Annotated in this window: 23 protein-coding genes; 10 read left to right on the plus strand and 13 right to left on the minus strand. The window is 69.2% G+C overall.

Going from position 1 to position 25,862, the window contains the following annotated elements; all coding sequences use genetic code 11:
- Positions 1 to 31 precede the first annotated feature (31 nt).
- Positions 32 to 1,078 carry an NAD(P)H-dependent flavin oxidoreductase gene (locus ACIQLD_RS08530; protein WP_402607280.1) on the minus strand — a complete coding sequence of 349 codons (1,047 nt, stop codon included), beginning with the start codon at positions 1,076 to 1,078 and terminating at the stop codon, positions 32 to 34.
- 97 nt (positions 1,079 to 1,175) lie between these two features.
- Here ACIQLD_RS08530 and ACIQLD_RS08535 point away from each other — a divergent pair, with 97 nt between their 5' ends.
- Positions 1,176 to 1,448 carry a DUF6412 domain-containing protein gene (locus ACIQLD_RS08535; RefSeq protein ID WP_402607282.1) on the plus strand — a complete coding sequence of 91 codons (273 nt, stop codon included), beginning with the start codon at positions 1,176 to 1,178 and terminating at the stop codon, positions 1,446 to 1,448.
- 66 nt (positions 1,449 to 1,514) lie between these two features.
- Entirely contained in the window at positions 1,515 to 2,294 is a 780-nt protein-coding gene (locus tag ACIQLD_RS08540; RefSeq protein ID WP_402607285.1) for a YidC/Oxa1 family membrane protein insertase, read from the plus strand.
- Here the strand turns inward: ACIQLD_RS08540 and ACIQLD_RS08545 are convergent.
- The 3 genes from ACIQLD_RS08545 to ACIQLD_RS08555 all read right to left on the minus strand — a co-directional run bounded on the left by ACIQLD_RS08545 (position 2,266) and on the right by ACIQLD_RS08555 (position 4,668).
- The gene (locus tag ACIQLD_RS08545) at positions 2,266 to 3,183 is read right to left on the minus strand and encodes a DMT family transporter (RefSeq protein WP_029259985.1); all 918 of its coding nucleotides are present in this window, start codon (positions 3,181 to 3,183) and stop codon (positions 2,266 to 2,268) included. The genes ACIQLD_RS08540 and ACIQLD_RS08545 overlap by 29 nt on opposite strands.
- A 50-nt stretch (positions 3,184 to 3,233) precedes the next feature.
- Positions 3,234 to 4,118 carry an SDR family oxidoreductase gene (locus ACIQLD_RS08550; RefSeq protein ID WP_402607288.1) on the minus strand — a complete coding sequence of 295 codons (885 nt, stop codon included), beginning with the start codon at positions 4,116 to 4,118 and terminating at the stop codon, positions 3,234 to 3,236.
- Between the two features lie 202 nt (positions 4,119 to 4,320).
- A complete protein-coding gene (locus tag ACIQLD_RS08555; protein ID WP_021201203.1) occupies positions 4,321 to 4,668 on the minus strand; it encodes a hypothetical protein in 348 nt (115 codons plus the stop codon).
- 192 nt (positions 4,669 to 4,860) lie between these two features.
- Here ACIQLD_RS08555 and ACIQLD_RS08560 point away from each other — a divergent pair, with 192 nt between their 5' ends.
- Genes ACIQLD_RS08560 through ACIQLD_RS08570 form a run of 3 tightly spaced genes read left to right on the plus strand, consistent with a single transcriptional unit; the run spans position 4,861 to position 5,935 of the window.
- The gene (locus tag ACIQLD_RS08560; protein ID WP_402607290.1) at positions 4,861 to 5,340 is read left to right on the plus strand and encodes a hypothetical protein; all 480 of its coding nucleotides are present in this window, start codon (positions 4,861 to 4,863) and stop codon (positions 5,338 to 5,340) included.
- Positions 5,337 to 5,750, plus strand: a complete 414-nt coding sequence (locus tag ACIQLD_RS08565; RefSeq protein ID WP_402607293.1) for a CBS domain-containing protein — start codon at positions 5,337 to 5,339, stop codon at positions 5,748 to 5,750. The genes ACIQLD_RS08560 and ACIQLD_RS08565 overlap by 4 nt, the downstream gene beginning before the upstream one ends.
- On the plus strand, positions 5,747 to 5,935 hold the full coding sequence (locus ACIQLD_RS08570) for a hypothetical protein (RefSeq protein ID WP_402607296.1): 189 nt from the start codon (positions 5,747 to 5,749) through the stop codon (positions 5,933 to 5,935). The genes ACIQLD_RS08565 and ACIQLD_RS08570 overlap by 4 nt, the downstream gene beginning before the upstream one ends.
- Before the next feature lie 21 nt (positions 5,936 to 5,956).
- On the opposite strand, the gene ACIQLD_RS08575 is transcribed toward ACIQLD_RS08570, so the two are convergent.
- The 6 genes from ACIQLD_RS08575 to ACIQLD_RS08600 all read right to left on the minus strand — a co-directional run bounded on the left by ACIQLD_RS08575 (position 5,957) and on the right by ACIQLD_RS08600 (position 12,519).
- Positions 5,957 to 7,045, minus strand: a complete 1,089-nt coding sequence (locus ACIQLD_RS08575; RefSeq protein WP_402607299.1) for an alcohol dehydrogenase catalytic domain-containing protein — start codon at positions 7,043 to 7,045, stop codon at positions 5,957 to 5,959.
- An 11-nt stretch (positions 7,046 to 7,056) separates the two neighbouring features.
- A complete protein-coding gene (locus ACIQLD_RS08580; RefSeq protein WP_402607302.1) occupies positions 7,057 to 7,764 on the minus strand; it encodes a phosphonatase-like hydrolase in 708 nt (235 codons plus the stop codon).
- A complete protein-coding gene (locus ACIQLD_RS08585) occupies positions 7,761 to 8,900 on the minus strand; it encodes a TIGR03364 family FAD-dependent oxidoreductase (protein WP_402607304.1) in 1,140 nt (379 codons plus the stop codon). The genes ACIQLD_RS08580 and ACIQLD_RS08585 overlap by 4 nt, the downstream gene beginning before the upstream one ends.
- A complete protein-coding gene (gene phnE, locus ACIQLD_RS08590; protein ID WP_402607307.1) occupies positions 8,897 to 10,654 on the minus strand; it encodes a phosphonate ABC transporter, permease protein PhnE in 1,758 nt (585 codons plus the stop codon). The genes ACIQLD_RS08585 and phnE overlap by 4 nt, the downstream gene beginning before the upstream one ends.
- A complete protein-coding gene (phnC, locus tag ACIQLD_RS08595) occupies positions 10,651 to 11,481 on the minus strand; it encodes a phosphonate ABC transporter ATP-binding protein (protein WP_402607310.1) in 831 nt (276 codons plus the stop codon). Before phnC ends, phnE begins: the two co-directional genes overlap by 4 nt.
- Before the next feature lie 108 nt (positions 11,482 to 11,589).
- A complete protein-coding gene (locus ACIQLD_RS08600; RefSeq protein WP_402607312.1) occupies positions 11,590 to 12,519 on the minus strand; it encodes a phosphate/phosphite/phosphonate ABC transporter substrate-binding protein in 930 nt (309 codons plus the stop codon).
- 169 nt (positions 12,520 to 12,688) lie between these two features.
- Here ACIQLD_RS08600 and ACIQLD_RS08605 point away from each other — a divergent pair, with 169 nt between their 5' ends.
- A complete protein-coding gene (locus ACIQLD_RS08605; RefSeq protein ID WP_402607314.1) occupies positions 12,689 to 13,432 on the plus strand; it encodes a GntR family transcriptional regulator in 744 nt (247 codons plus the stop codon).
- Between the two features lie 255 nt (positions 13,433 to 13,687).
- Here the strand turns inward: ACIQLD_RS08605 and ACIQLD_RS08610 are convergent, their stop codons facing one another.
- Positions 13,688 to 14,833: a sensor histidine kinase gene (locus tag ACIQLD_RS08610; RefSeq protein ID WP_402607315.1), complete on the minus strand. Its 1,146-nt coding sequence runs from the start codon at positions 14,831 to 14,833 to the stop codon at positions 13,688 to 13,690.
- Between the two features lie 227 nt (positions 14,834 to 15,060).
- On the opposite strand from ACIQLD_RS08610, the gene ACIQLD_RS08615 reads away from it, so the two are divergent.
- Entirely contained in the window at positions 15,061 to 15,717 is a 657-nt protein-coding gene (locus tag ACIQLD_RS08615) for a response regulator (RefSeq protein WP_402607318.1), read from the plus strand.
- Here the strand turns inward: ACIQLD_RS08615 and ACIQLD_RS08620 are convergent, their stop codons facing one another.
- Both ACIQLD_RS08620 and ACIQLD_RS08625 read right to left on the minus strand, forming a co-directional pair.
- Positions 15,718 to 16,581, minus strand: coding sequence for an EamA family transporter (locus ACIQLD_RS08620; protein ID WP_402607321.1), 864 nt, complete (start codon positions 16,579 to 16,581; stop codon positions 15,718 to 15,720).
- Between the two features lie 238 nt (positions 16,582 to 16,819).
- Complete coding sequence (locus ACIQLD_RS08625; protein ID WP_402607324.1) at positions 16,820 to 22,360, minus strand: hypothetical protein; 5,541 nt, start codon at positions 22,358 to 22,360, stop codon at positions 16,820 to 16,822.
- A gap of 149 nt (positions 22,361 to 22,509) precedes the next feature.
- Here ACIQLD_RS08625 and ACIQLD_RS08630 point away from each other — a divergent pair, with 149 nt between their 5' ends.
- The 3 genes from ACIQLD_RS08630 (at position 22,510) to ACIQLD_RS08640 (ending at position 25,862) form a co-directional block, all read left to right on the plus strand.
- Complete coding sequence (locus tag ACIQLD_RS08630; protein ID WP_402607326.1) at positions 22,510 to 23,793, plus strand: M18 family aminopeptidase; 1,284 nt, start codon at positions 22,510 to 22,512, stop codon at positions 23,791 to 23,793.
- 66 nt (positions 23,794 to 23,859) lie between these two features.
- Positions 23,860 to 25,302 carry a purine-cytosine permease family protein gene (locus tag ACIQLD_RS08635; RefSeq protein ID WP_402607329.1) on the plus strand — a complete coding sequence of 481 codons (1,443 nt, stop codon included), beginning with the start codon at positions 23,860 to 23,862 and terminating at the stop codon, positions 25,300 to 25,302.
- Positions 25,299 to 25,862, plus strand: coding sequence for a cysteine hydrolase family protein (locus ACIQLD_RS08640; RefSeq protein WP_402607331.1), 564 nt, complete (start codon positions 25,299 to 25,301; stop codon positions 25,860 to 25,862). The genes ACIQLD_RS08635 and ACIQLD_RS08640 overlap by 4 nt, the downstream gene beginning before the upstream one ends.

The raw sequence follows: 25,862 nt of genomic DNA on the forward strand, positions 1-25,862 counted from the left end.
TCCGCGCGGCAGGAAGTGCGACCGGAATGCGTCAGGGAGCGGCAGGGACCCCGGCGAGGAGTTCCGCGAACACCTCGCCGGCGGTGTCGTGGCGCACGAGCGGGGCGGCCTGGCCCATCCACAGCGACTGCAGCTCGCCGAGGTTCTGCTCTCCTGCCGCGGTGCGGAAGCGCCCGGTGAGCCAGTTCTGCATCGGGAACGGAGCGATCGTGCCGCTCGCCTCGATCGCCCGCACCACGCGGTTGCGCGCGCCCCGGGCAAGGCGTCCGCTCATCGCACGCGTGAGCACGGTCTCGTCCGCGGCCGTGGACCGGATCGCGTCTCGGTGCGCCTGGTTCGCCGCCGACTCCGCCGTCGCGAGGAAGGCCGTCCCGACCTGCACACCGCTCGCTCCAAGCGCGAACGCCGCCGCCACCCCGCGACGATCGGCGATGCCTCCGGCCGCGATCACCGGCACGTCGACCGCATCGACCACCTGCGGGATCAGGGCGAACGTCCCGACGAGCGACTCCTCGGCAGGGCGCAGGAACGACACCCGATGGCCGGCGGCCTCCGCGCCGGTGGCGACGACGGCATCCACTCTCGCTGCCGCGAGCGCGACCGCCTCCGCCACGGTGGTCGCGGTGCCGACGATCCGGATGCCGCGGCGATGGGCCTCCTCGACGAGCGCGGCGGAGGGCACACCGAAGACCACACTCAGCACCGCGGGCTCGATCTCCCAGATCGCGTCGAGCTGCTCGTCGAGTGCGGGGTTGTATCGCTCCGGGCGGGCGGGCACATCGACCCCGACCGCCTCGTAGAAGGGCTGCAGGGCCTGCGCGAACACGAAGTGCTGGGGGTTCGGCTCGACCTCGTCGCCCACCGGGAGCCAGATGTTCACCGCGAACGGTCGATCCGTCAGGGAACGCAGCTCGGCTCCGGTCGCACGGATGCGGTCGGCGTCATAGCCGTACAGGCCGAACGAACCCAACCCGCCCGCAGCGCTCACCGCGGCGGTGAGGCCCGTCGAGGAGAGCCCGCCGAAGGGGCCGAGGATGATCGGATGCTCGATCCCGAGCAGGGCGCGAAGGTCACTCATGCTTCGACGTTACGCCCGCTGCGTACCCCCGGGGCCGGCCGTGACGGAAGGACACGCTGACCCCGGTGGTACCCTCGTCGCAGGAAGGAGCGCGCACATGAGCGAGTGGTTCGGGCAGATGCTGAGCTTCGTCGCGACCGCGCTCGGTCTCGTCTCGATGCCCGATGCGGCGGCCCTCGGCCTCGCGATCGCGCTGCTCGCCGTGACCGCCCTCACGCTCGCCGTCGTGCTGAGCGTGCATCCCGGAGCCACAGCCGACGCCCCGCATCCGCTGCGAGCCATCGACGTCGGCACTCTCCTCACGCAGAGCGATCCTGATGCCGCCGGGCATCCGCGCCCTCGGGCGCCGGGAGTCGCGAGCGCCGCGTAGTCCCTTCGCACGACGGGACAGCGCGGCCTTCGCCGACCCTTCCCGACGCCACGAACGGACACCCGTATGGACATCTTCGCCTTCCCCCCTCTCGCCGCCCTCCTCGACGCCGCCTACGGCGCCCTCACCGGACTCTCCGACCTTCTCACTCCCCTCGCCGGCGCATCGGCAGCCGCGCTCGCGGTCGTGCTCGTCACCCTGCTGGTGCGGGCGCTGCTCATTCCCGTCGGCATCTCCCAAGCCAAGGCCGAGCAGACCAGGGCGCGCCTCGCGCCGAAACTGCGTGAGCTGCAACGACGCCACAAGAAGAACCCTGAGCGCCTGCAGAAGGAGACGATGGCGCTGTATCGCGCCGAGAACACCTCGCCGTTCGCCGGGATGCTCCCCGTGCTCGCGCAGGCTCCCGTGGTCGGCATCCTCTACACGCTGTTCCTCCGCCCGGAGATCGCGGGGCATCCGAACGAACTGCTCGCACACGACCTGTTCGGCGCGCCGCTCGGCACGAGTCTGGTGTCGGCGCTCTTCGGCGGCACGGCCACTCCTGCCACGTTCCTCGTCTTCGGCGTGCTGCTGGCGGTGATGATCGCGGTCGCCGAGGTCACCCGTCGCGTCTTCCGTCCGACGCCGGTCGAGGGCGATGACTCTCCGCTGAACTCTCCCGCCATGCTGCGCGTCGTCTCGGCGATGCACTACCTCACCGCGGTCTTCGCCGCGTTCGTCCCGCTCGCTGCCGCGCTGTATCTCACGGTCACGGTGGTGTGGACCCTGGTGCAGCGTGTCATCCTGCGCCGGCGATTCCCGCTGCCGACCCCCGCGGTCAGTCGGGCAGCGGTATCGGCGCGGTGAAGGGGCCGGAGGGGCCGCCGTCGCGACGGTCCCTCCGCACGCCGAGCGTGGTGCCGACGCTCGCGGCGATCACGAGCCCGACGGCGAGCATGCGCAGCGGTGTCGCGTCCTGCCCGAGGATGAGCCACCCGGCGAGGGTCGCGAACGCGGGTTCGAGGCTCAGCAGCACCCCGAACACCCGCTGCGGCAGGCGGCGCAGCGCCGCGAGTTCGAAGCTGTAGGGAATCACCGACGACAGCACCGCGGTGATCGCCGCGAGCAGCAGGAGCTGTGGGTCCATCGCGACGGTCGATGCGGCGGGGATCCCGACCGGGATGAGGAGCACAGCCGCGACCACGAGGCCCATCGCCAGTCCGCTGCTCCCGGGGATCAGCGCGCCGACACGGGCGCTCATCCGGATGTACATCACCCAGAAGCCGGCGGCGATGAGGATGAACACGACCCCGAGGGGATCGAGCGGCTCAGCGCCGATCATGCCGTCGATGCCCAGAACGACCATGCCGAGCAGGGCGACCCCGACCCAGGCGAAGTCCGCGAGCTTGCGGGTGAGCACGGCGGCGAGCACGAGCGGACCGAGGAACTCGATCGCGACGGCGGGGCCCAGCGGAATGCGATCGATCGCGGCGTAGAAGAAGCCGTTCATCGCGGCGAGCGAGACACCGAAGAGCACCGCGGCGAGCCATTGCGGGCGAGTCCACTTCCGCGGTCGCGGGCGCACGATGACGACGAGCAGGATCGCGGCGATCGCGACGCGCAGCGAGGTCACGCCCCACGGCCCGAGCACGGGGAAGAGCTGGGCCGCGACCGCGGCCCCGAAAGGGAGCGAGAGGCAGGAGCCGATGACGAGCGCGACCCCCACGAGGGGACTGGACGCGGCGGGCTTCTGCACCAGACAAGCTTAGGCGGCGGCCCCCGGCCGGACCGCCGCCTCGACGCAGATCAGAGAGCCTTGCCGCCCGTGACCGCGATGACCGATCCGGAGGTGTACGACGACTCGGACGATGCCAGGTACACGTACGCGCCTGCCAGCTCTGCCGGCTGCCCTGCCCGGCCGAGCGGAGTGTCGTCTCCGAACGTCGCCAGCCGTTCGGCGCCCCACCCGGTCGCCGGGATCAGCGGCGTCCAGATCGGGCCGGGCGCGACGGCGTTGACCCGGATGCCCCGCGGTCCCGTCTCTTCCGCGAGGGCCTTCACGAACGCCACCTGTGCCGCCTTCGTCATGGCGTAGTCGATCAGTCCCGGCGAGGGGTTGTAGGCCTGGACGGACGCGGTCACGATGATGCTCGCACCGGGCTCGAGCTCGGGGTAGGCCGCACGCGCCGAGAACAGCATCCCCGCGAGGTTGGTGTCGAACACCCGGCGCATCCGCTCCGTCTCCAGGTTCTCGAAGCCGTCGATGTCGTGCTGGTACCCGGCGTTGAGCACGAGCACGTCGAGACCGCCGAGCTCGCTCCGCGTCCCCGCCACGATCTCTGTCGCGAAGGCCTCGTCCCGCAGGTCTCCGGCGAAACCCACTCCGGTGCGTCCCGCCTCGCGGACCAGGGCGAGGGTGTCCTCGGCGTCATCCTGCTCCTCGGGCATGTGCGCGATCGCGATGTCCGCGCCCTCGCGTGCGAAGGCGATCGCGACGGCGCGCCCGATCCCCGAGTCGCCGCCGGTGATGAGTGCGCGACGCCCCTCCAGGCGACCGTGGCCGGCGTAGCTCCGCTCGCCATGGTCGGGTTCTGGCCTGGTCCGCTCGGTCAACCCCGGTTGATCCTGGTGCTGTGCGGGAAACCCCTCCTCGCGGTGCGCGTGCCGTGGGTCGGTGGTGTCATCGGTCATGGCCGATCCTCCTCGTCTCGTCGGACGTGTCGTCGTAGGGGCCACCTTCCCCGATCGCCCCGTCCTTCGTCAGGGGGTTGACAGGTCCCGCCGCCTGCCGGGGTTCCGTCGGTTCCCGCCCGCAACGACGAGACCCACCGGCGGATGCGCGTCCGCAGGTGGGTCTCGATGATGTCGATGGGCTCGATGTGAGCCAGGGAGGTCACAGCGGAGGCGTGACCGGAACCTCTCCAGCACCGGGCTCGTCGCCGGCCTCGGCCGGTTCGGGAACGAGGTACAGACCGCTCGGAGCGTTCGCCGTGAACGCCAGCGCCTCGATCCACGCGCGGTTGATGGAGGGCTGCCGACTGCCGAAGTACTTGAACACGAGGGAGCTGCCGGGCTGGATCCACACGGTGGTGCGCCCGCCGCCCACGCTCGCGTCTTCGCGCCAACTGAACGGGAAGGGCTCTCCGCGCCGCAGCTTCGCGGTGATGACGAGCTGCAGGTGGGTGAGGGCGCGGTCCTCGATCTCGGTCTTCACGCCGCCTTCGTAGACGAACTTTCCCATTCGGTGGTGCTCCTTGGTCGCTGCCTGGCCGAGACGACGGTTCGATCCATTCTCGCGCACTCTGTCGCCGGATGCCGCCCTCCTCCGTGTCGTCGCGCCTGATGAGACCCGAAGCGCCGAAGTCAACCCCCTCGGCGAGAGATCGAGCGGAGCCTAGCCTCGGGGTCACTCGAACGCGAGAAGGGCAGTGCCATGAACGACCGACACATCGACGACCGTCCCGACGAGGGCTACACGCCGACGACCACCCACGCTCAGTGGGGCGCGGGAAACCCCCGGCTGCGCATCACGAGAGACGACGAACGCACCGAATTCGCCCTGGAGGAAGACGTGGTGCGCATCGGGTCGGCCGACGGCAACGAGCTGCGCCTCGCCGACACCGACCCCGTGCACGCCACGATCACGCACGACGACCGCGACGAGTACGTGCTGACGATGCACGGCGAGGGCGAGACGAACGCGAGCCTGGGGGTGGATGCGACCCACGTAGATGAGGACTCCGAGACACTGCGTACCGGAGCGCACTTCACGGCCGGTCCGTGGACTCTCGTGTTCTCGCGGGACGAGTTCGCCGACCACGGGCGGCCTTACGGAGGCCGCGCGGGTGGCGAATACTCCGACCAGCCGCTCCAGCCTCCCCGCCCTGACTACGACGAGGGCGAAGAGCGATGACCACCACGCGCGACCTGATGACGCCGAGTCCGCGGTGCATCGGGGTGAACGACTCGCTGCGCATCGCCGCGTCCGTCATGGCTGATCTGGATGTCGGCGCCCTGCCGATCTGCGGCGAGGACAGCAAGCTGAAGGGCATGCTCACCGACCGCGATATCGTCGTCGGAGCGATCGCCCTCGGGATGGATCCGGAGACGACGCCGGCGTCCGCGCTCGCGAAGGGCAAGCCCGTCACGGTCGACGCCGACGACGACATCCGTGTGGCCCTCGATCGGATGCAGGAGAACCAGGTGCGACGCCTGCCGGTGATCGCCGATCGTCGACTGGTCGGGATCGTCAGTCAGGCCGACATCGCCCGCTCGCTCTCCGCGGCGACGACCGGCAAGACGGTGGAGAGCATCTCACGGTGACCCTGCACGACGACCCCCCGGCCGATCCGGACACCGAGACGGATGACGCGAACGACACCGAGACGGACGACGCGACCGGCGACCCCGGCACACGCGGCCACATCGCGCGACGGAGTGAGCTCGCCTTCCATTCCGAGGGGCTCCGCCCGCTCGGGCCCCTGCGCGGTCAGGATGCCGACGAGTAGCCTCGGCGATACGGGGGCGACTCACTGCCCCGGGATGAGCCCGATCCGCAGGGGTGCGCCAGGGGCGGCGGCTGCCACCAGAGCCACGTCGATCTCGAAGAGCCCGCGCACCGCGCCGACCGCGTCCGCGAAGGGGTAGGCCCGCCCCCGTCCGGCGAGGAAAGTCACGGCTTCGGCCAGCTCGGCACCCGTGTAGTTGTGGATGCCGGCGACCGTGACCAGACGCCGCACGATGCTCTCGGCGTCGAACGGCACCGGGTCGGCCGGGAACACGCTGCCGACCAGCACGACCGTTCCCCCGACCGCCACACCCGCGAGCGCATCGCTCACCGCATGCCCCGAGGCCTCGATCACCACGTCGGGTTCACGGTCGAGAGTCGTCGCGCCGAAGCGGGCAGCGAGGGCGCGGCGCTCCGGATTGGGGTCGAGCACCTCGACGGTCGCCCCCTGCTCGACCGCGATGGACGCGGCCGACAGCCCGACCAGTCCCGCGCCGTGGATCCGCACGGTCGCGCCGTCGAGGTCGCGGTCCTTCGCAGCCCTCGCCACCGCGGCCCAGGCGGTCGCCGTGGCGCACGAAGCGGGGGCGAGCACCGAGGCGGGGAGCGCCTCCGGCACGCGCACGATGGCCGTCCCCTCCCGCAGCTGCATGTGACTCGCGAAGGCTCCGGTGAGGTCGCCGTGCGCGCCGACGCGGTCGTGTCCGTACTTGCCGAGGTCGCGGCACTTCTGCGGTACGCCCTGCAGGCACCGGTCGCAGCTCGCGCACGACACCGTGACCGACCAGACCACCCGGTCGCCGATCCGCAGCGGGGTGCCGTCCACCGTGTGCGCCCCGGTGTCCCCGGTCGCGATCACCCGTCCGACGCTCTCGTGTCCGAGCACGAGGGGCGTCGGCGCGGTTCGACGACCCTGCACGGTGTGCACGTCGGAACCGCAGATCGTCGACATCTCGACCGCCACGAGCACATCCCCGTCGGCGAGCGCGACCCCGGGCACGGCGATCGTCTCGTGTGGTTGGCCCTCGCCGACCCACACCATCGCGGTCGCCGCCGGGCGCAGCGTGACGTCTCTCCGATGCCCGGGAGGACGGATCAGCAGCGTTCCCATGTCGGGGCCTCTCAGGCGGTGGCGACGAGCGGAAGCAGTTCGCGCTGGACGAGCACGCCGCGCAGCGCGGTCACATCGCTCAGCACGGCATCCGCCCCTGCGGTGCTCAGCGCCGGACGATCGTGTGCACCGGTCAGCACGCCCGCCACGAATCCGGCACCGGCCCGGCGGCCCGACTCGACGTCGCTGACGGTGTCGCCCGCGACAGCCACGGCCTGGACGGACGACGTCTGCGTACGCAGCAGCGCGGTGAGCACCAGATCGGGCGCGGGACGCCCGCGTCCGGCATCGATCGGCGACAGCACGAGGTCGACGAGGTCGTTCCAGCCGAGACCGTCGATCAGGGCGTCGCGGGTCACCGGAGCGAAGCCGGTGGTGAGCGCGACCTTCAGCCCGGCGTCCTTCAGCTCCTGGATCGCATCGGCGGCGCCCGGGATCTCGGTCACTCCCTGCTCGGAGACGATCTCGGCGTACGCGTCCTCGAACGCAGCAGTCGCGCGTGCCGCGGCCTCGGCGTCGCCGCCCGCGAGGTGGGTGAAGACGTCGATCTTCGACTGCCCCATCGTCACGCGCACGTACTCCAGCGCCTCGTCCCACGGCATCCGGTCTGCGACGCCGGTGCGCTCGGCCGCGCGCTGGAACGCCTGCTCCACGACGCCGTCGTCGAGCACCGTGGTTCCCGCCATGTCGAGGACGACGAGTTCGAGAGGAGTGGTCATGATGTTCCTTCCATTGCTGCCGCCCATCCGAAGGCGGCGGCGAGATTCTGTTCGGCCAGACCCAGGCCCGTGGTCATCCCGATGCCGGTCGTGGCGGCGAGCACGAGCACGCCGTCGTCGTTCCCGTCGATCAGGAACTCCTGCCGCCCCTTCGCGTACACGCCCTGCCACCGCTCGATCACACGGGGTGCCGGCGCATCGAACAGCGCTTCGGCCTCGGTGAGGAAAGCCGTGAAAGCGGCCTCGGGCTGGAACGGTGCGGGTGCGACGTCCGTCGCATGCGAGTCGCCAATGATGAGGGTGCCGTCGGGAAGCTGCGTGTACATCTGGTTGAGGTCGATCGCCGCGAGGTCGGGCCGCTCGGTGTGCAGGCGCTCCCGCAACATGGCAGCCTCCGGCCCGTCGGAGAACCGCCCGTAGCGCACGAGCGACCAGCCGGTGAGCAGGGGGGCGGCGAGTGGATGCCGGAACGACACCGCGGCGCGCATCATGTCCAGAGCGCAGCGGACGATCCCGTGGCGCTCGGCGACCTCGGGGAGCAACTGGTCGATGTCGTGGTTCACGGCGACCACGACACTCCCGCAGACGATCGGACCGCGGGTGGTCTCCACGCGCCCGGTTCCGACCGCGGTGACGGCGGTGCGGAAGCGGAACTCGACGCCCAGACGTGCCAGGTGACGCACGATGGCATCCGCCGCGGTGCGCGGATCCGTCTGCAGGTCGGTCTCGATGTGCGCGCCGCCGACGAGTCCCTCGGCGCGGAGCGGGGCGAGACGCAGGAGTTCCGTGGAGTCCAGCATCCGGATCCCGCCTTCGAGGGACGCGGCTTCCAGCACGGCGAGCTCATCGTCGTGCCGGGCGGCGACCAGCGTGCCCGACTCACGCAGCCAGAAGCCCGCATCGTGCGAGAGGCGAAGCCACAGGTCGCGCGACGCGTCGGCGTAACGCCGGGCCTGCCCGCCCTGCGCACCGATGCAGAGGTGTCCGAAATTGCGGATCGTGGCACCGACCGGCCCAGCGGTGCGATCGACGACGATCACGCGCAGTCCGCGCCTGACCGCTGCGTATGCCGCGCCGAGACCGACGATCCCGGAGCCGACGACGACCAGGTCCGCCGTCTCGAGAGCGCGGTTCATCGGAACACCTTCCGCATCCACATCGCGAGCCCTTCGACCACGAGCACGGTGGCGAGGATCATCAGCACGATCGCCGTCACGGTCTCGTAGCGCGAGCCCTGGCTGGCGTTGAGCAGGTAGTACCCGACGCCACCGCCGCCGACGATGCCGAGGATCGTCGCCGCGCGGATGTTCGTGTCGAGCATGTAGAAGCTGTGGCCGATGAGTGCCTGCATGCCCTGCGGCACGGTGGCCGAGGTGTAGGTCTGCAGACGGGTCGCGCCCACCGCGCGCAGTGCGCGTTCGGGTCCGCGGTCCACCTCCTCGAACGAGTCGGCGATGAGCTTGCCGAGCAGTCCGATGCCGCCGATGGCGAGAGCGATGACGCCCGCCTGCGCCCCGAGTCCGGTGATGACCACGAGCACGATCGCGAGGATCAGCTCCGGGATGCCGCGGATGCCGACGAGCAGCAGTCGGGCGGTCCCGCGTGCACCCGAGCTCGGGGCGACGTTGCGCGCCGCGAGCGAGCCGAGCAGCAGCGACGGGAGCAGGGTGAGCACGGTCGCGGCGAGGGCGATCGCGACGGTCTCGCGCATCGCCTGGAACATGGCGCTCGCGTCGTAGTTGCCGAACGAGGGCGGCCAGAACTTCGCGGCGACCTCGGGCAACTTCGCCCAGAAGGTGATGAGGTCCATCCAATTGATCTGGCTGACCACGACGCTGCCGATCACGACGAGCACGGCGACGACTCCGGCGATGGTGTGGCGCACGCGCTGCGCAGTCCAGGGTCGACGCACGGCGGTCTCGGGGCTGGCCGCCCAGGCGGGGCGACCCACGGGCGCGGATGGGACGTTCGTTCCGAGGCGCGGATGCAGGATCCTGTCGATCCAGGAGCGGGTGTGCTTCTGCTCGCCCAGCATCGCTCCGCGGACCATGCTGGAGACGATCTCCATCGCGACGCACAGGATGAAGATCACGAGGGCGATGCCGAGGCCCTTGCCGTAGTTGAGCGACTTGAACGCGTACGACATCTCCAAGCCCAGACCGGCGACGCCGACATAGCCGAGCACCACGCTGCCGCGCAGGTTGATGTCGTTGCGGTGCAGCACGGTGGCCACCCAGCTGGGCAGTACCTGCGGCAGGATGCCGGACGTGAACTCCTGCATCTTCGAACCGCCCGCCGCCCGGATGGCGAGACGCGGGCCTTCGTCGATCTGCTCGATCGCATCGGCGAACATCTTCGAGATCATGCCGATCGAGTGGATGCCGATGGCCAGGATGCCGGGCAGCGTGCCGAGCGAGAACATCAGGACGAACGCCATCGCGAGCACCACGTCGGGCAGCGCACGGGTGAGCACGCCGATGAACCGCGCGGCGGCTCGCCACCCGTTGCCCGGGGTGGTGTTGGAGGCGGCGAGGTAGGCGATCGGCACCGACAACACGGCGGCGAGCAGCGTGCCCACGAGCACGAGTCCCACGGTGAGGGCGATCAGCCAGGCGAGGTCGCCGGGGGCCGGGAAGGTGAGACCGCCGACGCGGGCCATGAAGTTCTCGGCGTTGCCCCAGCTCTGCACCATCGCCGGGATCGAGATGTCGACGTCACGCACCGCGAGGATACCGAGCACGACGAGGGCTATGAGCGTGAGCGATGCCGCGATCCGTTCGGCCGAGATCGGGCGCTTCGGTGCGCGCTCGGCGACGTTCCGCCCACCGCCCTGGGGCACCGATCCCCCGCCGCGGGTCGCGGAGTCCGTCGCGGCGTCGAGGGCCGTCATGATGCAGCCACCTGCGCAGCCGCCTCCACGAGCTCCTCGGCCACGGCGCGGATCTCGGCTGTCGTGGTGGCGACCCGGCCGTAGATCTCCATCACCTCGGCCTTGGTGAGATCGTCGGTCGGGGTGTCCAGCACCACTTCTCCGTGACGCAGACCGACGATGCGGTCGGCCCACGAGATCGCGAGGTCGACCTGGTGCAGGCTGCAGACGACGGTGAGTCCTTCGTCGGCGGCGATCTCGCGGATCAGCGCCATGACCTGTTCGCTCGACTCCGGGTCGAGCGAGGCCACCGGCTCGTCGGCGAGCAGGATGTCGGGCTTCTGCATGAGCGCCCGGGCGATGGCCACGCGCTGCTGCTGCCCGCCCGAGAGAGTGTCGCTGCGCTGGTAAGCGCGGTCGAGCAGGCCGACGCGGTCGAGGTGCTCGAGGGCGGTGAGCTTCGCGGCGCGCGAGTAGCCCCAGAGGCCGAGGCGCGGTCCGCGGACGCCCGAGAGCGACCCGGTGAGCACATTCTCGAGCACGGTGAGCGAGGGCACCAGCTCGAACTGCTGGAAGATGAAGCCCACGCGGCTGCGGAGGTCGCGCAGAGCCCTCCCTTTCAGCGCGGGAACCTGGGAGCCCAGCACCTCGACCGAGCCTGCGGTGGGGGTCTCGAGTCCGTCGAGGTGGCGCAGCAGGGTCGACTTCCCCGAGCCGGAGAGGCCGAGGAGCACGACGATCTCGCCGCGGGATACCTCGAGCGAAGCGTTCTTCAGCGCGGTGGTCGTCCCGAAGGTCTTCGTCACGCCGTCGAGGCGGATGAGGGCGTCGGATGCCGAGGCGGTCATGTCATGGCTCCTGTGTGTCGTGAGTCGTGCGGTGGTGCCCTCCGTCTCTTCCGCACAACACGGACGAGACGGAGGGCGCCGGGATGAGGCGAAGGGATCAGGCCGGGCTCAGGCCTGGCACTGCTCCGCTTCGGTCTCCTTGCAGATGTCGCGGATCAGGTCGTAGTACGCGTCGTCGACCGGCTTCGTGGCGTAGAACACGCTGCGGAAGGCGTCGGTGTCGGCACCGTCGATGCCCGCGGCGATGATGTCGTCGATCGTGATCTCGGAGAGGCCGTCGATGAGCTTCTTCGAGACGTCGTCCGGAAGCGTCGAGGAGTAGACGAGCGGCGCACCCGGCACCATCGTCTCGTCGATGACCTTCACCTTGTCCGACTTCTCGACCTCGGAGTCCTCGGCGAAGCCCGCCTCGCACTCGACGCCCTCGCCGACCTTGGTGACGCTGACGTCATGCTTGCCGGCGAAGACGGGGGTGATGTCGGTCTTCGGGTCGATGCCGGCCTCGAGCAGGTTGTACGACGGGAACAGGTAGCCCGAGGTCGAGGACGGGTCGACGAAGCAGACCTTCTTGCCCTTGAAGTCCTCGATGCTCGTGATGTCGCTGCCCACGGGGACGATCGCCTGCGAGAAGTAGCCGGGCTCCTGACCCTCTTCGGTCACGATCGAGGAGATCGGGGTGAGCTTGGCGCCGTTGTTGGTGGCGGTGACGTAGGTGAAGCCGGAGAACGATGCGACGTCGACCTTGCCGGCGACCGCGGCCTCGATGAGCGCGGCGTAGTCGGTCGACTCGTGATACTCGACCGTCTTGCCGGTGATCTCCGCGATGTAATCCATGAGCGGCTGGTAGTTCGTCTCGGTGTCGACCGAGTCGGGCACGACACCGAAGACGAGGGTGTTCTCGTCGACCGCGAATCCGCTGGCGGAGGACGACTCGTCGGCGCCGGGGGTGCCGGAAGCGTCCGCCGAGCCGGAACAGGCGGCGAGGCCGAGGGCGAGGAGCGCGACGCCGGCGAGGGCGGGAAGAGCGCGAAGCTTCATGAGGACCTTTCAGGGTGTGAGGGGTGATCCACGGAAGACTCTCGCAGGTGCCGCGACGAGATATGTACCTAACTCGGAAGAGTTCAGGCCTCGTTTACCGAGCATTCGCCTGGATGAACACTCCCGAAACGTGGTCGCGCTGCCCGAAGTGACGAAGTAATGTACCTATGTGGCCGAAGCTGTGTACACCCAGATCGCCGACGACCTTCGCACGCAGATCGCGGCGGGCATCCTGCGACCGGGCGACGACGTCCCCACCGAGGCAGATCTCGCCGACAAGTGGCGCACGTCGCGGGGTCCTATCCGCAATGCCCTGGCTGCCCTGCGCAGCGAGGGCCTGATCGAGACGAGCCGCGGGCGCCCGGCGCGCGTGGTCGCCCGCAAGGCCAACCAGGCCGTCGACGTGTCGGTGCCGTTCACGCGCTGGGCGCGCGAGCTGGGCGTCGCTCCGGGCGCGCAGACACAGGAACTGAGCCTGCGCCGTGCCGGCGACCTGGGGGCGGCACTCGGCGTCGACGCGAGCGACACCATCGTGAGCGTGGTCAGGCTGCGTCTGCTCGATGGGCGGCCGACCATGCTGGAGCGTCTCAACTACACGGAGGTCGCGGGTCGACGGCTGTTCGAGGTGAACCTCGACGAGGTCTCGATCACGGAGTACCTGTCCTCCGTCGGGCATCCGATCGTCACCCTGCAGCATGTGATCGATGCGGTGGCCGCCGACGATCAGGATGCGACGCTGCTGCGTGTGCCGCGTGGCACGCCCATCCTGCGGCTCACCCGCACGTCGCGCGATGCGGAGGGGCGGATCTTCGAGGCTTCGGAGGACCGTTACCTGAGCGAGGTCGTGCGCTTCACGGTCGCCGCTTCGGGCATCTCCACCGATGGCCACTACATGCGCGCGGTGGGCGCGTAGCCGGGGCGCGCGCACGCACATGCCGCGAGCGCGGAGAACCGCCCGTTAACGCAGAAGGCGATCGCGAGCGCGCAAGGTGTTTCAGAAGCCAGAAAGACCGCGCTCGCGATCGCAGCGCTGGGGACGCTTTATCTGGGGAGCCTTCAGATTACGGCGGATCGCAACGCGTTCCACAGGGTCGAACGTCGAGACTTGTCTAGACCTTCGTCTAGATTCTCGCGGACCGTGGAAAGGGTGCTCACACACTCTAGAGCATCAGACGACCGGGAGTCGGGCAGACACGACCCAGAACCCATCGACCTCGCCGGCGCTGAACTCGCCGCTCGCTCCCATGACGCGCTCCGCCATCCGACCGAGGCCTGTGCGGCTCGACGAGAGCTCGCGGCGCGGTGTCGTCGGGAGAGGGCTGCGCAGCGTCAGGTGCGCGACCTCGTCGTCCACGGCGAGGTCGATGCGCACCTCGCCGGGGCCAGCGTATTTGAGGATGTTGGTGGCGGACTCGCGCACGATGCGCGCAAGGACGATCTCGACGGCGCGCGGGATGCGCTCGTCGTGAGGGTCGCCTTCGCGGACCACGGAGTGCCCCGCGGATTCGAATTCGCTCTGCGCCTCGTCGATCGCCTCCACGAGGTCGCCTGTCTGCACACTGGACGACTGCGGACCGTCGTCCGCGAGATCGATCACGAAGCGGAGGTCGGTCATCGCCTTGCGGGCGGCGACACGGATCGCTTCTTGCGAGTCGGTGCTGGTTTCAGGATCTTCGAGCATCTGCACATGCAGCGCCACCACCGTGAGGTGGTGCGCGATGCTGTCGTGCAGCTCACCGGCGATCCATCGTCGCTCGGCGAGCACGGCCTGACGCTCCTGTTCGGCACGTGCCTCGAGTTCCCGCTCGAGGCGGCTGCCCCGAGCGAAGGCGAGCCGCAGGGCGAACCCGACAGCTCCTGCCACTGTGGCGAAGACGAGATAGAGGCCGACGTTGACGACGACACCCGGCTCGGAGGCGAACGGGACGATCGCCGCGGCGACCAGGAAGCCGCCGGTGTAGGAGAGGATCAGTGATGTCCACCCCAGCCTCATGACCAGGCCGGCCGCAACAGCGGCGGCGGTCAGAACCTGGAGTTCTGATCCGGGGATGAAGGAGAGTGCGAACACGACGCCGAGGGCGCATGTCGCAAGGAGCGGCTTCCAGAGATAGAGCGCGAACACCGAGGTGGTCGCGATGCTCACCAGGAGCGCGACCGGGTTCACGCCCGGCGTGGTGAAGAAGCCGATGAGATCTGCGGCAACGGTGATAGTGAGGATCACCAGCACGACGATTCGCTCGATCGCGCTGAGCTTCTCGCCTCGGGTCAGGCGGAGCGTGTCCGCCGATTCCCGGCTCGAGTGGTCGAAGGCCATGCTTCACTATCTCCTATTTGCCAACTATTCTAGTTGTGGAGACCAAAGAACTTGCCAACCTGCTGCCAGAAAGTCATAACGTTCACCTCCGTTTTGTAGTCGTTCGTCGATGTCTGTATTCATCTTCTCGGCGATCAACGCGGCGCACATCTGTCTCACGTCTAGAGGTTTTTGGCCAAAGGTCTACATGACCTCATGGAAGCGCTCGCGCCGTTAGGCTTCCCCCTATGCAGGAAATCCGTGTCGTGATCGTCGACGATGATCCACTGGTCCGTTCGGCGTTGTCGCACTTCGTGTCGCGCGACCCGGAGATCACTGTGATCGCGCAGGCGGAAGACGGCGTCGAGGCGATCGCCACAGTCGAACGCGAGCAGCCCGACGTGGTGATGATGGACGTGCAGATGCCCGAGATGGACGGCATCGAGGCCACCGGCGTGATCGCCGAACGCTGGCCGCACGTCCGCGTCCTCGCGGTGACGACGCTCGACGGCAGCGATACGGTGCTTCCCATGCTCAGTGCCGGCGCCTCCGGCTACCTGCTCAAGGACTCCAGCGCCGACGACATCGTCACGGGCGTCCGCGAAGTGCACAGCGGCGCCAGCTCACTCTCTCCGCGGATCGCCTCGATGCTGATCAAGCACGTCCGCGAATCGACGCCCGTGGCCGCCGACGCCGCCGCTCTCGAGCCGCTCACCGACCGCGAGGTCGAGGTGCTCCACTGCCTCGCGAAGGGCATGTCGAACGCCGAGATCGCCAAGGCGCTGATCGTCTCCGAGGGCACGGTGAAGGCGCATCTCGGCCGCATGATGTCCAAGTGGCACCTGCGCGACCGCGTGCAGATCCTCGTGACGGCCGCGCACGCCGGTCTCGTCAGCTTCCGCTGATCACCACGCGAGCAGGACGATCCCTGCGACGACGACGAGCGACGCCGCGATCCGCCAGGCAGGACGCGACTCCCGCAGCACGAACACCCCGAACAGACTCACCAGCACCACGCTGACCTCGCGCAGGGGGGCCACCAGCGCGACCGGTGCGATCTGGATCGCGGTCAGCACCAGGATGTACGACAGCGGCGACAGGATGCCGAAAGCGAGGATCCGGCGCCACTGCGTGCGTCCGAGCGCCCACACCGCACCCCAGCGCCGACGTACCGCGATCGAGTAGAACGGCACCTGCAGCAGCGTGGTTCCGACCATGAACGCGACCGGCGAGAGGTGCCAGGCGCGCACCGCATGCGCGTCCCAGATCGTGTAGACCGCGATCGCGACACCGGTGAGCAGACCGAAGACGATGCCGGGATCGAGTCGGCGTGCACCCGCTCCTCTCCCCCGGTCGACGAGTCCGATGGCGACGACGCCGACGATCACAGCGGCGACGCCGACGAGTGCGACCGCGGAAGGACGCTCGCCGAGCAGCAGCACAGCCACGATCACCGACAGGAACGGGCCCGTGCCCCGCGCTGTCGCGTAGACGGTGGAGAGGTTGCCCTCCCGGTACCCTCGCTGGAGCACCGCCATGTACCCGACGTGCAGCATCGACGAGACGACGACGCCGAGGGCGAATGAACCCAGATCATCGGCCCCGAGACCGCCCGTGAACGGCACGGCGCCGATCCACACGACCGTGCTGCCGACGGCTCCCCACCACAGGAACGGGGCACCGGCTCTGCTGATGCCGTGCGCGATGATGTTCCACGCCGCGTGGGCGATGGCTGCACCGAAGACCAAGACGAACGCGAGTGGAGACACGACGAGACCCTTCCGTCCGGCGCGCGGCGCGACGAACAGGGTCCTCCGGGCTTTTGTCCTGTCAGATGACGCCCCTCCTGCGGAGGAGGGCCGTGGCGCCGCTCGGACCAGACAGGCGTGAACCCCGGAACCCTAGGCGCTATCGGGACGAGCTTAACGCGCCGGGATGAACAGCGGGGAAACGACGACGCGCCCCGCTCCGTCATCGGGCGGGGCGCGTCGTGCGGACGGAGCGGCGTCAGACCTCGACGTCGCGGCGACGCACGCGGGCGATCAGCAGCACCAGGGCGCCGACCGCGAGCAGTGCGAGCGCCCAGCCGATCCCGGTGATCACGCCACCCGTGGCCGCGAGACCGTTCAGGTCCACCGTCGCGGTGGCGGCGGCCGTGACCGTCACGGCTCCGCCGACGCCGCTCGCCGTGGCGACGTTGACGACCGTGCTCGCCGCGATGTCCGCGGTGGTGAGGGCATAGGACACCGGACCGCAGCTCGCCGTGGCGCCGGGAGCGAGGGCAGGGATCGCGCAGTCGACGATGCCACCCAGCTTCGGATCGTCGATCTTCACGTTCGTCAGCGTCACCGCTCCCGTGTTGGTGACCGTGAACCGGAAGGCGATGGTGTCGCCCGCGTTCATCTTGCCGTTGCGGTCGGCATCGACGTAGTCACCGCCGGTCTTCGTCAGCGCGATGGCGGGCTGCGCCACGAGCGGGGTCACCACGGTGTCGGTGGCGATCGGCGGGATCTCCGAGGTCCCGGTGCCCGTCGCTGTGGCCGTGTTCTCGATCTCACCCGCATCGATCTCGGCTTGTGTGAGCACCGCAGGGGCACCGGCCGCGCAGACGGTCGATTCACCCGGGGCGAGCTCGGTCTCATCGCAGGTGATCGCCGCACCGAGGCGTGGATCGCTGACCGTGACCCCGGTGAGGGTCGTCGTTCCCGCATTCGTCACGGTGAACGTGTAGGCGATGGTGTCTCCGGCATCGGTACGTCCGTTGCCGTTGGCGTCGAACACGGCGGCCGCCGACTTCAGCAGGGAGATGTCGTCCGTGCCGGCGACAGGTACGTCGGCCTCGTCCTGGGCAGCGGCGCTGCCGTTGCGCGACTGCCCCTCCACCGTGGCCACGTTGTGCACCGTCCCGGCATCGACGTTCTGCTGCGTGAGCACGTAGTCGACCGGACCGCAGGTGACGTCGTCGCCCGGGTTCAACTCGAGGCCGTCGAGCGCGGCGCAGTCGATCGTGCCACCCAGCAGCGGGTCGTCGAGCACGATATCGCGCAGAACCGTCGTGCCGCTGTTGCGGATCGTGAACGTGTAGCCGACCGTGTCACCGGCACCGACCCGGCCATCCGCCCCGAGCACGATCGCCCCGGGTGTCTTGGTCAGCTCGATCGCGCTCGTACCCGTGATCACGACGTCGGCCGATGCCTCATCTGTGACCGGTCCGAGCGGGCTGGTGCCGTTCGCGGTCGCCGTGTTGCGTACGATCTCGGCCTCGACATCAGCCTGCGTCAGCGTGTGGGTGAACGGACCGCAGTCGGCCGATCCTCCCACGGCCAGGGTGCCGATCGTGCACAGCGCACCTGCACCCAGCAGCGGGTCGGTGACCACCACACCGGAGAGGGTGGTGGTGCCGAGGTTGCGCACCGAGAAGCTGTAGTCGACCGTGTCGCCCGCACCGATGAATCCGTCACCATTGGCGTCGAGCACGCGCCCGACGTTCTTGAGCAGTTCGATCGCGGCGGTGCCGGTGATGTCGACATCGGCCTGCGCGGTGTCGGTCACCGTGCCGATCGGAGCGTTCGCCGTGACAGAGGCCTCGTTGTGCACGAGCCCGCCGTCGATGTCGTCCTGGGTGAGCGTGTAGGTGATCGGCGTGCACGGGACCGACTGCCCCGGTGCGAGCGCGACTCCGACGAGCTCGGGGCACGTCAGGGTTCCGCCGAGCATCGGGTCTGTGATCACCGCGTCGCGCAGCGTCGTCGTTCCGTTGTTCGTGACCGTGAACGTGTAGTCGACGGTGTCACCGGCGCCGACGGCCGAGTCGCCGTTCACATCGACGACGGTCGACGGGTTCTTCGCGAGGCTGATGCTGTTGGTCGCCGCGATCGTCACGTTAGCCTCGGCGTCGTCGGTCGCCGGGCCCTGGGTGGACTGGGCGGTCACCGAAGCGGTGTTGTGCACCGTTCCCGCATCCGCATCCGCCTGCGTGAGCGTGTACGAGACCGGCGCGCAGGTCACCGAGGCACCCGGCAGCAGCGGAGCGGCGAAGGCTGCGCAGGCCACCGCGCCGCCGAGAAGCGGGTCGGTGATCGCGGCGCTGCTGAGCGTGACGTTTCCCGTGTTGCGGATCGTGAACGTGTAGGCGACCGTGTCGCCGGCGCCGATGCGCCCGTCTGCATTGGTGTCGGTCGGGGTGCTGACGGTCTTCACGAGCTCGACCTGCGGCGTCCCGGAGACCGGAACGGTGATCGTCGACGTGTTGTCGCTCGGGTCGGGGTCGGGGGTGCTCGAGGTCACCGTCGCCGTGTTCGACAGCGTCGTGCCCGCGATCGACGGGTCGACCGTGCCGCTGACCGTCGCCGTGAAGGTCGCCCCGACCGCGAGGGTCGGCTGAGTGCACGCGAGCTGCGATCCGGTGATCGTGCACCCGGGGGCGGCGGTCGAAGGATTCAGCAGGCCGGCGGGGAGGGCATCGGAGACCGCGACGGCGGAGGCGATGCTCGGCCCGTTGTTGGTCACGACGAGCGTGTAGGTCACGGCGCCGTTGAGCGGAGCGGGGTTCGCCGAGATGGTCTTCACGATCGCGAGATCGGCGGAAGGCGTGACGGTCACGGTCGCCGTGTCGGTGTTGTTCGACGTGTCGGGATCAGGCGTGCGCGAACTCGCCGTCGCGGTGTTGACCAGTTGTCCCTCCGTGTTGACGGTCGCGGTGACGGTGATCGTCGCAGACTCGCCCGGCAGCAGGGTTCCCACCGTCCAGCGCGCGTCCTCCATCGACCAGGTGCCGACCGACGGTGTGGCTCCCGTGAGCATGAAACCCACGGGCAGGAGCTCGTCCAGCACGACGCCGGCAGCTGCCGACGGGCCGCCGTTGCTGACCGTCACCTCGAACGTGGCCGTGCCTCCGAGCGGAACCGTGGGCGTCGAGGTGGTCTTGACGACGCTCACATCGGCGCTCGGCGCGAGTGTCACGGTGACCGTCGAGGTGTTGTTGTCGGTATTCGGATCGGGTGTCGCAGAGGTGGTCGTCGCGGTGTTCGACACCACGCCCGTCGCGGTCGTGCTCCAGGTGCCCGTCACCTCGACGGCCACCGACCCACCGGGGGCGATGTCGCCGAGCTCGCATCCGACCGTGCCTCCGACGATCGAGCAGCCCGGTCCGTTGACGACGGCATCGAGGAAGCCGGCAGGGAGCGTGTCCGAGACCGAGGCGCCGCGGGCGACGGACGGTCCCGCATTCGCGACCCGGAGCGTGTAGGTGAAGGTGCTCCCCGGCTCACCGGTCGCCGGAGCCGTCTTCTGCACGCTCAGGTCGGCACTCTGGACGACCTCGACGTCGACGGAACTGGCGTTGTTCGTCGTGTCGCGGTCGGCCGCAGGGGCTGCCACCGCAGCGGTGTTGGTCACGGTGCCGATGGGCGCGTCGGCCGCGACGACCGCGTGCACGACGACGGTCGACGGTCCGCCGACGAGGAAGGACGCCCAGTTGCACATGATCGAGCTCGCGGTGGTCGTGCACGTCGCGCCGGCAGGGGCATCGACGCCGGTGACCGAGAATCCGTCGGGCATGGTGTCGGCGAGCACGACGTTGACGGCATCGGACGAACCGAGGTTGCGCACCGCGAGCGTGAAGTCGATCGTGTCGCCGGCTGAGACCTGCGCGGCTGATGCCGTCTTGACGACGGCCATGTCCGCGATGATGTCCGGCTGGAAGCTGGTCGACGAGACGTTGTTCGCCGGGTTGGTGTCGGTCGTGCTCGTGGTCACCGTCGCGGTGTTCTGCAGGACCGCGGTGGCACCGGGGTTGATCTCCACCACGACGAAGGTCTCGACCGAGCTCGCTCCGGGAGCGAGCGTGCCCACCTGGCAGGTGAGCATCGAGCCCTGGACCGAACATGTCCCCTGCCCGGGGTCGGCGCTGATGAAGGTCGTGTCCGGGTCCAGCGGGTCGGTGACCACGACGTTGCGCGCCTCGGAGGGTCCGGCGTTGAAGACCGAGAGCGTGTAGGTCACGTTCTGTCCGGCCACCGGAGCCGACGGGGAGAAGGTCTTCACGATCGACACGTCGGTCACGGCCGACATCGTGCTGACGACGCTCGCGGTGTTGTTCGCGAGGTTCGGGTCGGTGCGGGTGCCCGAGACCGTGGCGGTGTTCGACAACGAGGCCCCGGGGTCGCCCGACGGAGAGAGCGTGCCGGTGATCTTGATCTGGGTGCTCTGGCCGACCGCCATGTCGGGCACGGCGCAGGTCACCGTCGCGGTGACGGTGCACGTCACGTCACCCGAGTCGACCGTCACGTTCGTGATGCCCGCAGGGATGGGATCGGTGACGGTCACCCCCGTCGCGGTCTGCGGGCCGTTGTTCGTCACGCCGATCGTGAAGGTGACCGGCTGGCCGGCGACGAGCGGATCGGTGTCGATGCTCTTGGTGATCGCGAGATCGGCGGCCGCATTCACCGGAGTCTGGGTCTCCTGGCTGACCGAGGTGCGGTCCTGGCCGACGACGTTGTCACGGAAGGCGACTCGTGCCTCGTTGACGATCGTGGTCGCCGCGGCCGAGAGGTTGACCTTGGCGTCGAAGGTGTAACTCGTGCTCGCACCGACGCCGATGGATCCGCCGGCGGTGGCAGTGCCGCCGTCGCCGAGGCGCACCTGCACCGTGCGGTTGCCCGAGGTGTAGGAACCGCGGTCGTCGCCGGTGGCGTCGGTGAGGTTGCCCGTGCCGGCGCCGCTGATGATCTTGATCGAGCCGGGGACGAAGTCGATCCCGGAGGCGAGCACGTCGGACGACACCGACTGCAGAGCCGGGTTTCCGCCTCCGTTGTTCGTCGTGACCGTGTAACGCAGAGTGTCGCCCACCTCGGCGGTCGTGCCGCCCCGGGTGAGGTTGGTCACCGATTTGGTCGTGATCAGGCAGGGCCCGGTTCCGAAGGTGATGTCGTCGAGGAAGTTGCCGACGGAGGCGCTGCCACCCGCCGAACTGACCGCTTCGAAGCCGAAGCGCGTCACCGTCTGCCCCGCGGGAACCGTGTACGTGCCGGTGTGTGATCCCCAGGCGGCCGTGCCGTCGGAGAGGTTGGGGCCGCTCTGCACGAGGGTTCCGGTGGGCGAGCCGATCACGACGCGCATGACGTCGGTGCCGGTTCGGCCTCGGTGCTTGAGGGACCAGGACAGCGTCTGTCCCGGCGTCGTCGCGACGTCCTGATACAGCCGGCTCGGGGTGTTCGCGTTGAGCTCGGCGAACTGCCGTCCGGCGGCAGCGGTGACCCCGTTGAAACCGCTGCTCCACAGCTCGATCTGATTCAGGCTGTCGTTCGTGAACCACCCGGGGACCTGGCTCTCGTCCGGCAGAGACACCGAGGCGTTCGGGATCACCGGCGCCTCGAACCCGCCGTTGACGAGGGCGACGGTTCCCTGACAGCTGGTCGGGCTCTGCGCCGCGGATGCCGATGTCGGTGCGACCGTCTCGGTGACGACGGTAAGGCCCGCTGCCAGCAACAATGCCGATGTGGCCCCCGCGACTGCGCGGCGGATGGCCAGACGTGTGTTCGCACGCATGTGAAGTTCTCCCCGGTTCACGGAAGAGCCCGAACCGGCGTCTCCCCCGCTGGAAGGCTAACCCGGTCCTAGCCGAAAGTGGTAGATCCGTTGCCAAACGGACACCACGACTACGCTCGAAGGACCGCGCTCCTCAGGAAGGTCACGACATGCCCGTCACCCCCGCAGCCCTCGCCCACGCCGAGGATCTCGCCGATTTCGTCGCCGCCTCGCCCTCGAGTTACCACGCGGCGGCCGAGGTCGCCCGACGACTGGAGGAGTCCGGGTTCACGCGACTGCGGGAGGAGGACGAGTGGCCTGTGCAGGCCGGTGGGCGCTTCGTGGTCGTCCGTGACGGCGCGACGATCGCCTGGACTGTGCCGACCGCGGCCGTCGCCACGACCCCCGTGCAGATCTTCGGCGCGCACACCGACTCCCCCGGGTTCAAGCTCAAACCGCAGCCGACCACCGGTTCGCGGGGCTGGCTGCAGGCTGCGGTCGAGGTGTACGGCGGCCCACTCTTGAATTCCTGGCTCGACCGCGAGTTGCGCCTCGCCGGCCGGCTCGCCCTGGCCGACGGCCGTGTCGTGCTGGCCGACACCGGACCTCTGCTGCGTCTGCCGCAGCTGGCGATCCACCTCGATCGCGGTGCGAACAACGGCCTGGCCCTCGACAAGCAGACCGAGACGCAGCCGGTGTGGGGACTGGGCGACCCGACCGAGGCCGACATCCTCGCCGAACTCGCCTCCTCGGCCGGTGTCTCCGCATCCGACATCCGGGGCTACGACGTGGTCGTCGCCGACTCCGCACGCGGAGCGGTGTTCGGCAAGGACCGTGCGTTCTTCGCCTCCGGCCGCCTCGACGACCTCGCCTCGGTGCACGCCGGCGTCGTCGCCCTCGCGACGCACGACCCGGCCGCGGGCGGACCGATCGCCGTGGTCGCCGCCTTCGATCACGAGGAGCTCGGCTCTGAGTCCCGCTCCGGTGCCGCGGGCCCCTTCCTCGAAGACGTGCTCGAGCGCGTGTATGCGGGGCTCGGTGCCGACGGATCCGCACGCCGTCAGGCGTACGCCTCGTCGTGGTGTCTATCGAGCGACGTCGGACACTCGGTGCACCCCAACTACGCCGCCAAGCACGACCCCGTGGTGCAGCCGGTGCTCGGCTCCGGGCCGATCCTGAAGATCAACGCCAACCAGCGCTATGCGACGGATGCGATCGGCACGGCGTCGTGGCGGAGCTGGTGCGAGCGCGCGGGCGTCGCGACGCAGGAGTTCGTGTCGAACAACAGCGTGCCGTGCGGCTCGACGATCGGGCCCATCACCGCGACCCGTCTCGGCATCCGCACGGTAGACGTCGGCATTCCGATCCTGTCGATGCACTCCGCACGGGAGCTCGCAGGAGTCTCCGACCTGCACGACCTGACCCGCACCGCGCAGTCGTTCTTCGCGGGCTGATCCCGTCGACGGATCCGCCCCGCACGAAACCCGCCGGGCGTGCCCCGTCAGTGCCAGGATGTGAGCATGACGGACATCAAGCCGGGCCTCATCGAGCGTGCGGGCATCGAGATCATCCCCGAGTCGGAGCGCACGGCGAAGCCCCGCGACCTCTTCTGGCCGTGGTTCGCGGCGAACGTGTCGGTGTTCGGCATGTCGTACGGGTCGTTCGTGCTCGGCTTCGGCATCTCGTTCTGGCAGGCGACGATCGTCTCGGTCATCGGCATCGTGGTGTCGTTCCTGCTCTGCGGACTCATCGCGATCGCCGGCAAGCGCGGCTCGGCGCCGACCATGGTGCTCTCGCGGGCGGCGTTCGGCGTGCAGGGCCAGAAGGTTCCCGGCATCGTCTCGTGGCTGACCTCGATCGGCTGGGAGACCTTCCTCGCGATCATGGCCGTGCTCGCCACCGCCACCGTGATCACGCAGCTCGGTGGTGACGGAGACAGCATCGCGCTCAAGATCGTCGCGACCGTGATCGTCGCGGCACTGATCGTGACGGCCTCCGTGCTCGGCTATCACACGATCATGCGACTGCAGTCGGTGCTCACCTGGATCACCGGCGTCGTGACCGTGATCTACATCATCCTCGCGGCACCGGCGATCGACTTCGACGCCGTGCTGGCCCGCCCCGACGGCGGTGTGGGCCAGGTGATCGGCGCGCTCGTCATGGTGATGACCGGGTTCGGGCTCGGCTGGATCAACATCGCCGCCGACTGGTCGAGGTACCAGAAGCGCACGGCGTCCGACGGGGCGATCGTCGCGTGGAACACGATCGGCGGCTCCGTGGCACCCGTGATCCTCGTGGTGTTCGGTCTGCTGTTGGGCGGCTCCGACGAAGACCTCATGAACGCGATCGCGGCCGACCCGATCGGCGCGCTCGCCTCGATCCTCCCGCCGTGGGTGCTGGTGCCGTTCCTGCTGACGGCCGTGCTCGCGCTCGTCTCGGGCGCGGTGCTGGGCATCTACTCCTCCGGGCTGACGCTGCTCAGCCTCGGCATCCGCATCCCCCGTCCGTCGGCCGCCGCGATCGACGGTGTCATCCTCACGATCGGCACGATCTTCGTGGTGTTCTTCGCGACCGACTTCCTGGGTCCGTTCCAGAGCTTCCTGATCACTCTCGGCGTGCCGCTCGCCTCCTGGGCCGGCATCCTGATCGCCGACATCCTGCGTCGGAAGAAGGACTACGACGAGGAGGCCCTGTTCGATCAGAACGGGCGCTACGGCGCGTGGGACTGGATCTCGATCGGCACCCTGGTGGTGACGAGCGTGATCGGCTGGGGTCTGGTGGTCAACAACTTCGCCGAGGATGTCGCATGGAACAACTGGCAGGGCTACCTGTTGTTCGTCATCGGCGGGAGGGACGGCGAGTGGGCCTACGCGAACCTCGGGGTGTTCTTCGCGCTGGTGCTGTCGTTCCTGGTGACGTACGTCGCCCGGGCTGCGAAGATCCGTCGCCAGGAGGCCGTGTGAGCGCTCCGGCGACCGGCGACACCTGGCTCGTGGTGATCGACCCGCAGACGATCTTCGCCGCGGCCGACTCGGCGTGGGGTTCGCCGTTCTTCGCCGAGGCGATGCCGCACATCCGCGCCCTGGCAGCCACGTTCGGCGACCACGTGCTCGTGACGCGCTGGATGCCGACGGCCGACCGCTCCACCTCCTGGGGAGACTACTTCGCCGCTTGGCCGTTCGCCGACCAGCCGCCGAGCGACCCGCTGTTCGACCTGGTTCCCGAAGCGACGCGCCTGTCATCGCATGCGAGCCTCGACCTGCCGACCTTCGGCAAATGGGGTCCTGAGCTCGAAGCGGTGGTCGGTCGCGGGGCGCACATCGTGCTCGCCGGTGTCTCGACGGACTGCTGCGTGATCTCGACGGCTCTCGCGGCAGCCGACGCGGGTGCGCGCGTGACGGTCGCTGCCGATGCCTGCGCAGGCTCGACCGCCGAGAACCATGCGGCCGCTCTGCAGGTGATGGGCCTGTATCCCCCGCAGATCACCGTGAGCGACACCGCCACCGTGCTCGGCAGCCGCTGA

The sequence above is a fragment of the Microbacterium sp. NPDC091662 genome (assembly GCF_044756705.1).
Classification (GTDB): domain Bacteria; phylum Actinomycetota; class Actinomycetes; order Actinomycetales; family Microbacteriaceae; genus Microbacterium.

What these genes read in the sequence shown, in the direction of transcription:
- ACIQLD_RS08555 (WP_021201203.1), bottom strand. Translation starts at nt 4,668, where the DNA reads ATGGGAAAGTTCGTCTACGAAGGCGGCGTGAAGACCGAGATCGAGGAC.
- ACIQLD_RS08635 (WP_402607329.1), top strand. Translation starts at nt 23,860, where the DNA reads ATGACGGACATCAAGCCGGGCCTCATCGAGCGTGCGGGCATCGAGATC.
- ACIQLD_RS08565 (WP_402607293.1), top strand. Translation starts at nt 5,337, where the DNA reads ATGACCACCACGCGCGACCTGATGACGCCGAGTCCGCGGTGCATCGGG.
- ACIQLD_RS08615 (WP_402607318.1), top strand. Translation starts at nt 15,061, where the DNA reads ATGCAGGAAATCCGTGTCGTGATCGTCGACGATGATCCACTGGTCCGT.
- ACIQLD_RS08585 (WP_402607304.1), bottom strand. Translation starts at nt 8,900, where the DNA reads ATGAACCGCGCTCTCGAGACGGCGGACCTGGTCGTCGTCGGCTCCGGG.
- ACIQLD_RS08630 (WP_402607326.1), top strand. Translation starts at nt 22,510, where the DNA reads ATGCCCGTCACCCCCGCAGCCCTCGCCCACGCCGAGGATCTCGCCGAT.
- ACIQLD_RS08535 (WP_402607282.1), top strand. Translation starts at nt 1,176, where the DNA reads ATGAGCGAGTGGTTCGGGCAGATGCTGAGCTTCGTCGCGACCGCGCTC.
- phnC (WP_402607310.1), bottom strand. Translation starts at nt 11,481, where the DNA reads ATGACCGCCTCGGCATCCGACGCCCTCATCCGCCTCGACGGCGTGACG.
- ACIQLD_RS08575 (WP_402607299.1), bottom strand. Translation starts at nt 7,045, where the DNA reads ATGGGAACGCTGCTGATCCGTCCTCCCGGGCATCGGAGAGACGTCACG.
- ACIQLD_RS08560 (WP_402607290.1), top strand. Translation starts at nt 4,861, where the DNA reads ATGAACGACCGACACATCGACGACCGTCCCGACGAGGGCTACACGCCG.
- phnE (WP_402607307.1), bottom strand. Translation starts at nt 10,654, where the DNA reads ATGACGGCCCTCGACGCCGCGACGGACTCCGCGACCCGCGGCGGGGGA.
- ACIQLD_RS08610 (WP_402607315.1), bottom strand. Translation starts at nt 14,833, where the DNA reads ATGGCCTTCGACCACTCGAGCCGGGAATCGGCGGACACGCTCCGCCTG.
- ACIQLD_RS08625 (WP_402607324.1), bottom strand. Translation starts at nt 22,360, where the DNA reads ATGCGTGCGAACACACGTCTGGCCATCCGCCGCGCAGTCGCGGGGGCC.
- ACIQLD_RS08530 (WP_402607280.1), bottom strand. Translation starts at nt 1,078, where the DNA reads ATGAGTGACCTTCGCGCCCTGCTCGGGATCGAGCATCCGATCATCCTC.
- ACIQLD_RS08600 (WP_402607312.1), bottom strand. Translation starts at nt 12,519, where the DNA reads ATGAAGCTTCGCGCTCTTCCCGCCCTCGCCGGCGTCGCGCTCCTCGCC.
- ACIQLD_RS08580 (WP_402607302.1), bottom strand. Translation starts at nt 7,764, where the DNA reads ATGACCACTCCTCTCGAACTCGTCGTCCTCGACATGGCGGGAACCACG.
- ACIQLD_RS08550 (WP_402607288.1), bottom strand. Translation starts at nt 4,118, where the DNA reads ATGACCGATGACACCACCGACCCACGGCACGCGCACCGCGAGGAGGGG.
- ACIQLD_RS08540 (WP_402607285.1), top strand. Translation starts at nt 1,515, where the DNA reads ATGGACATCTTCGCCTTCCCCCCTCTCGCCGCCCTCCTCGACGCCGCC.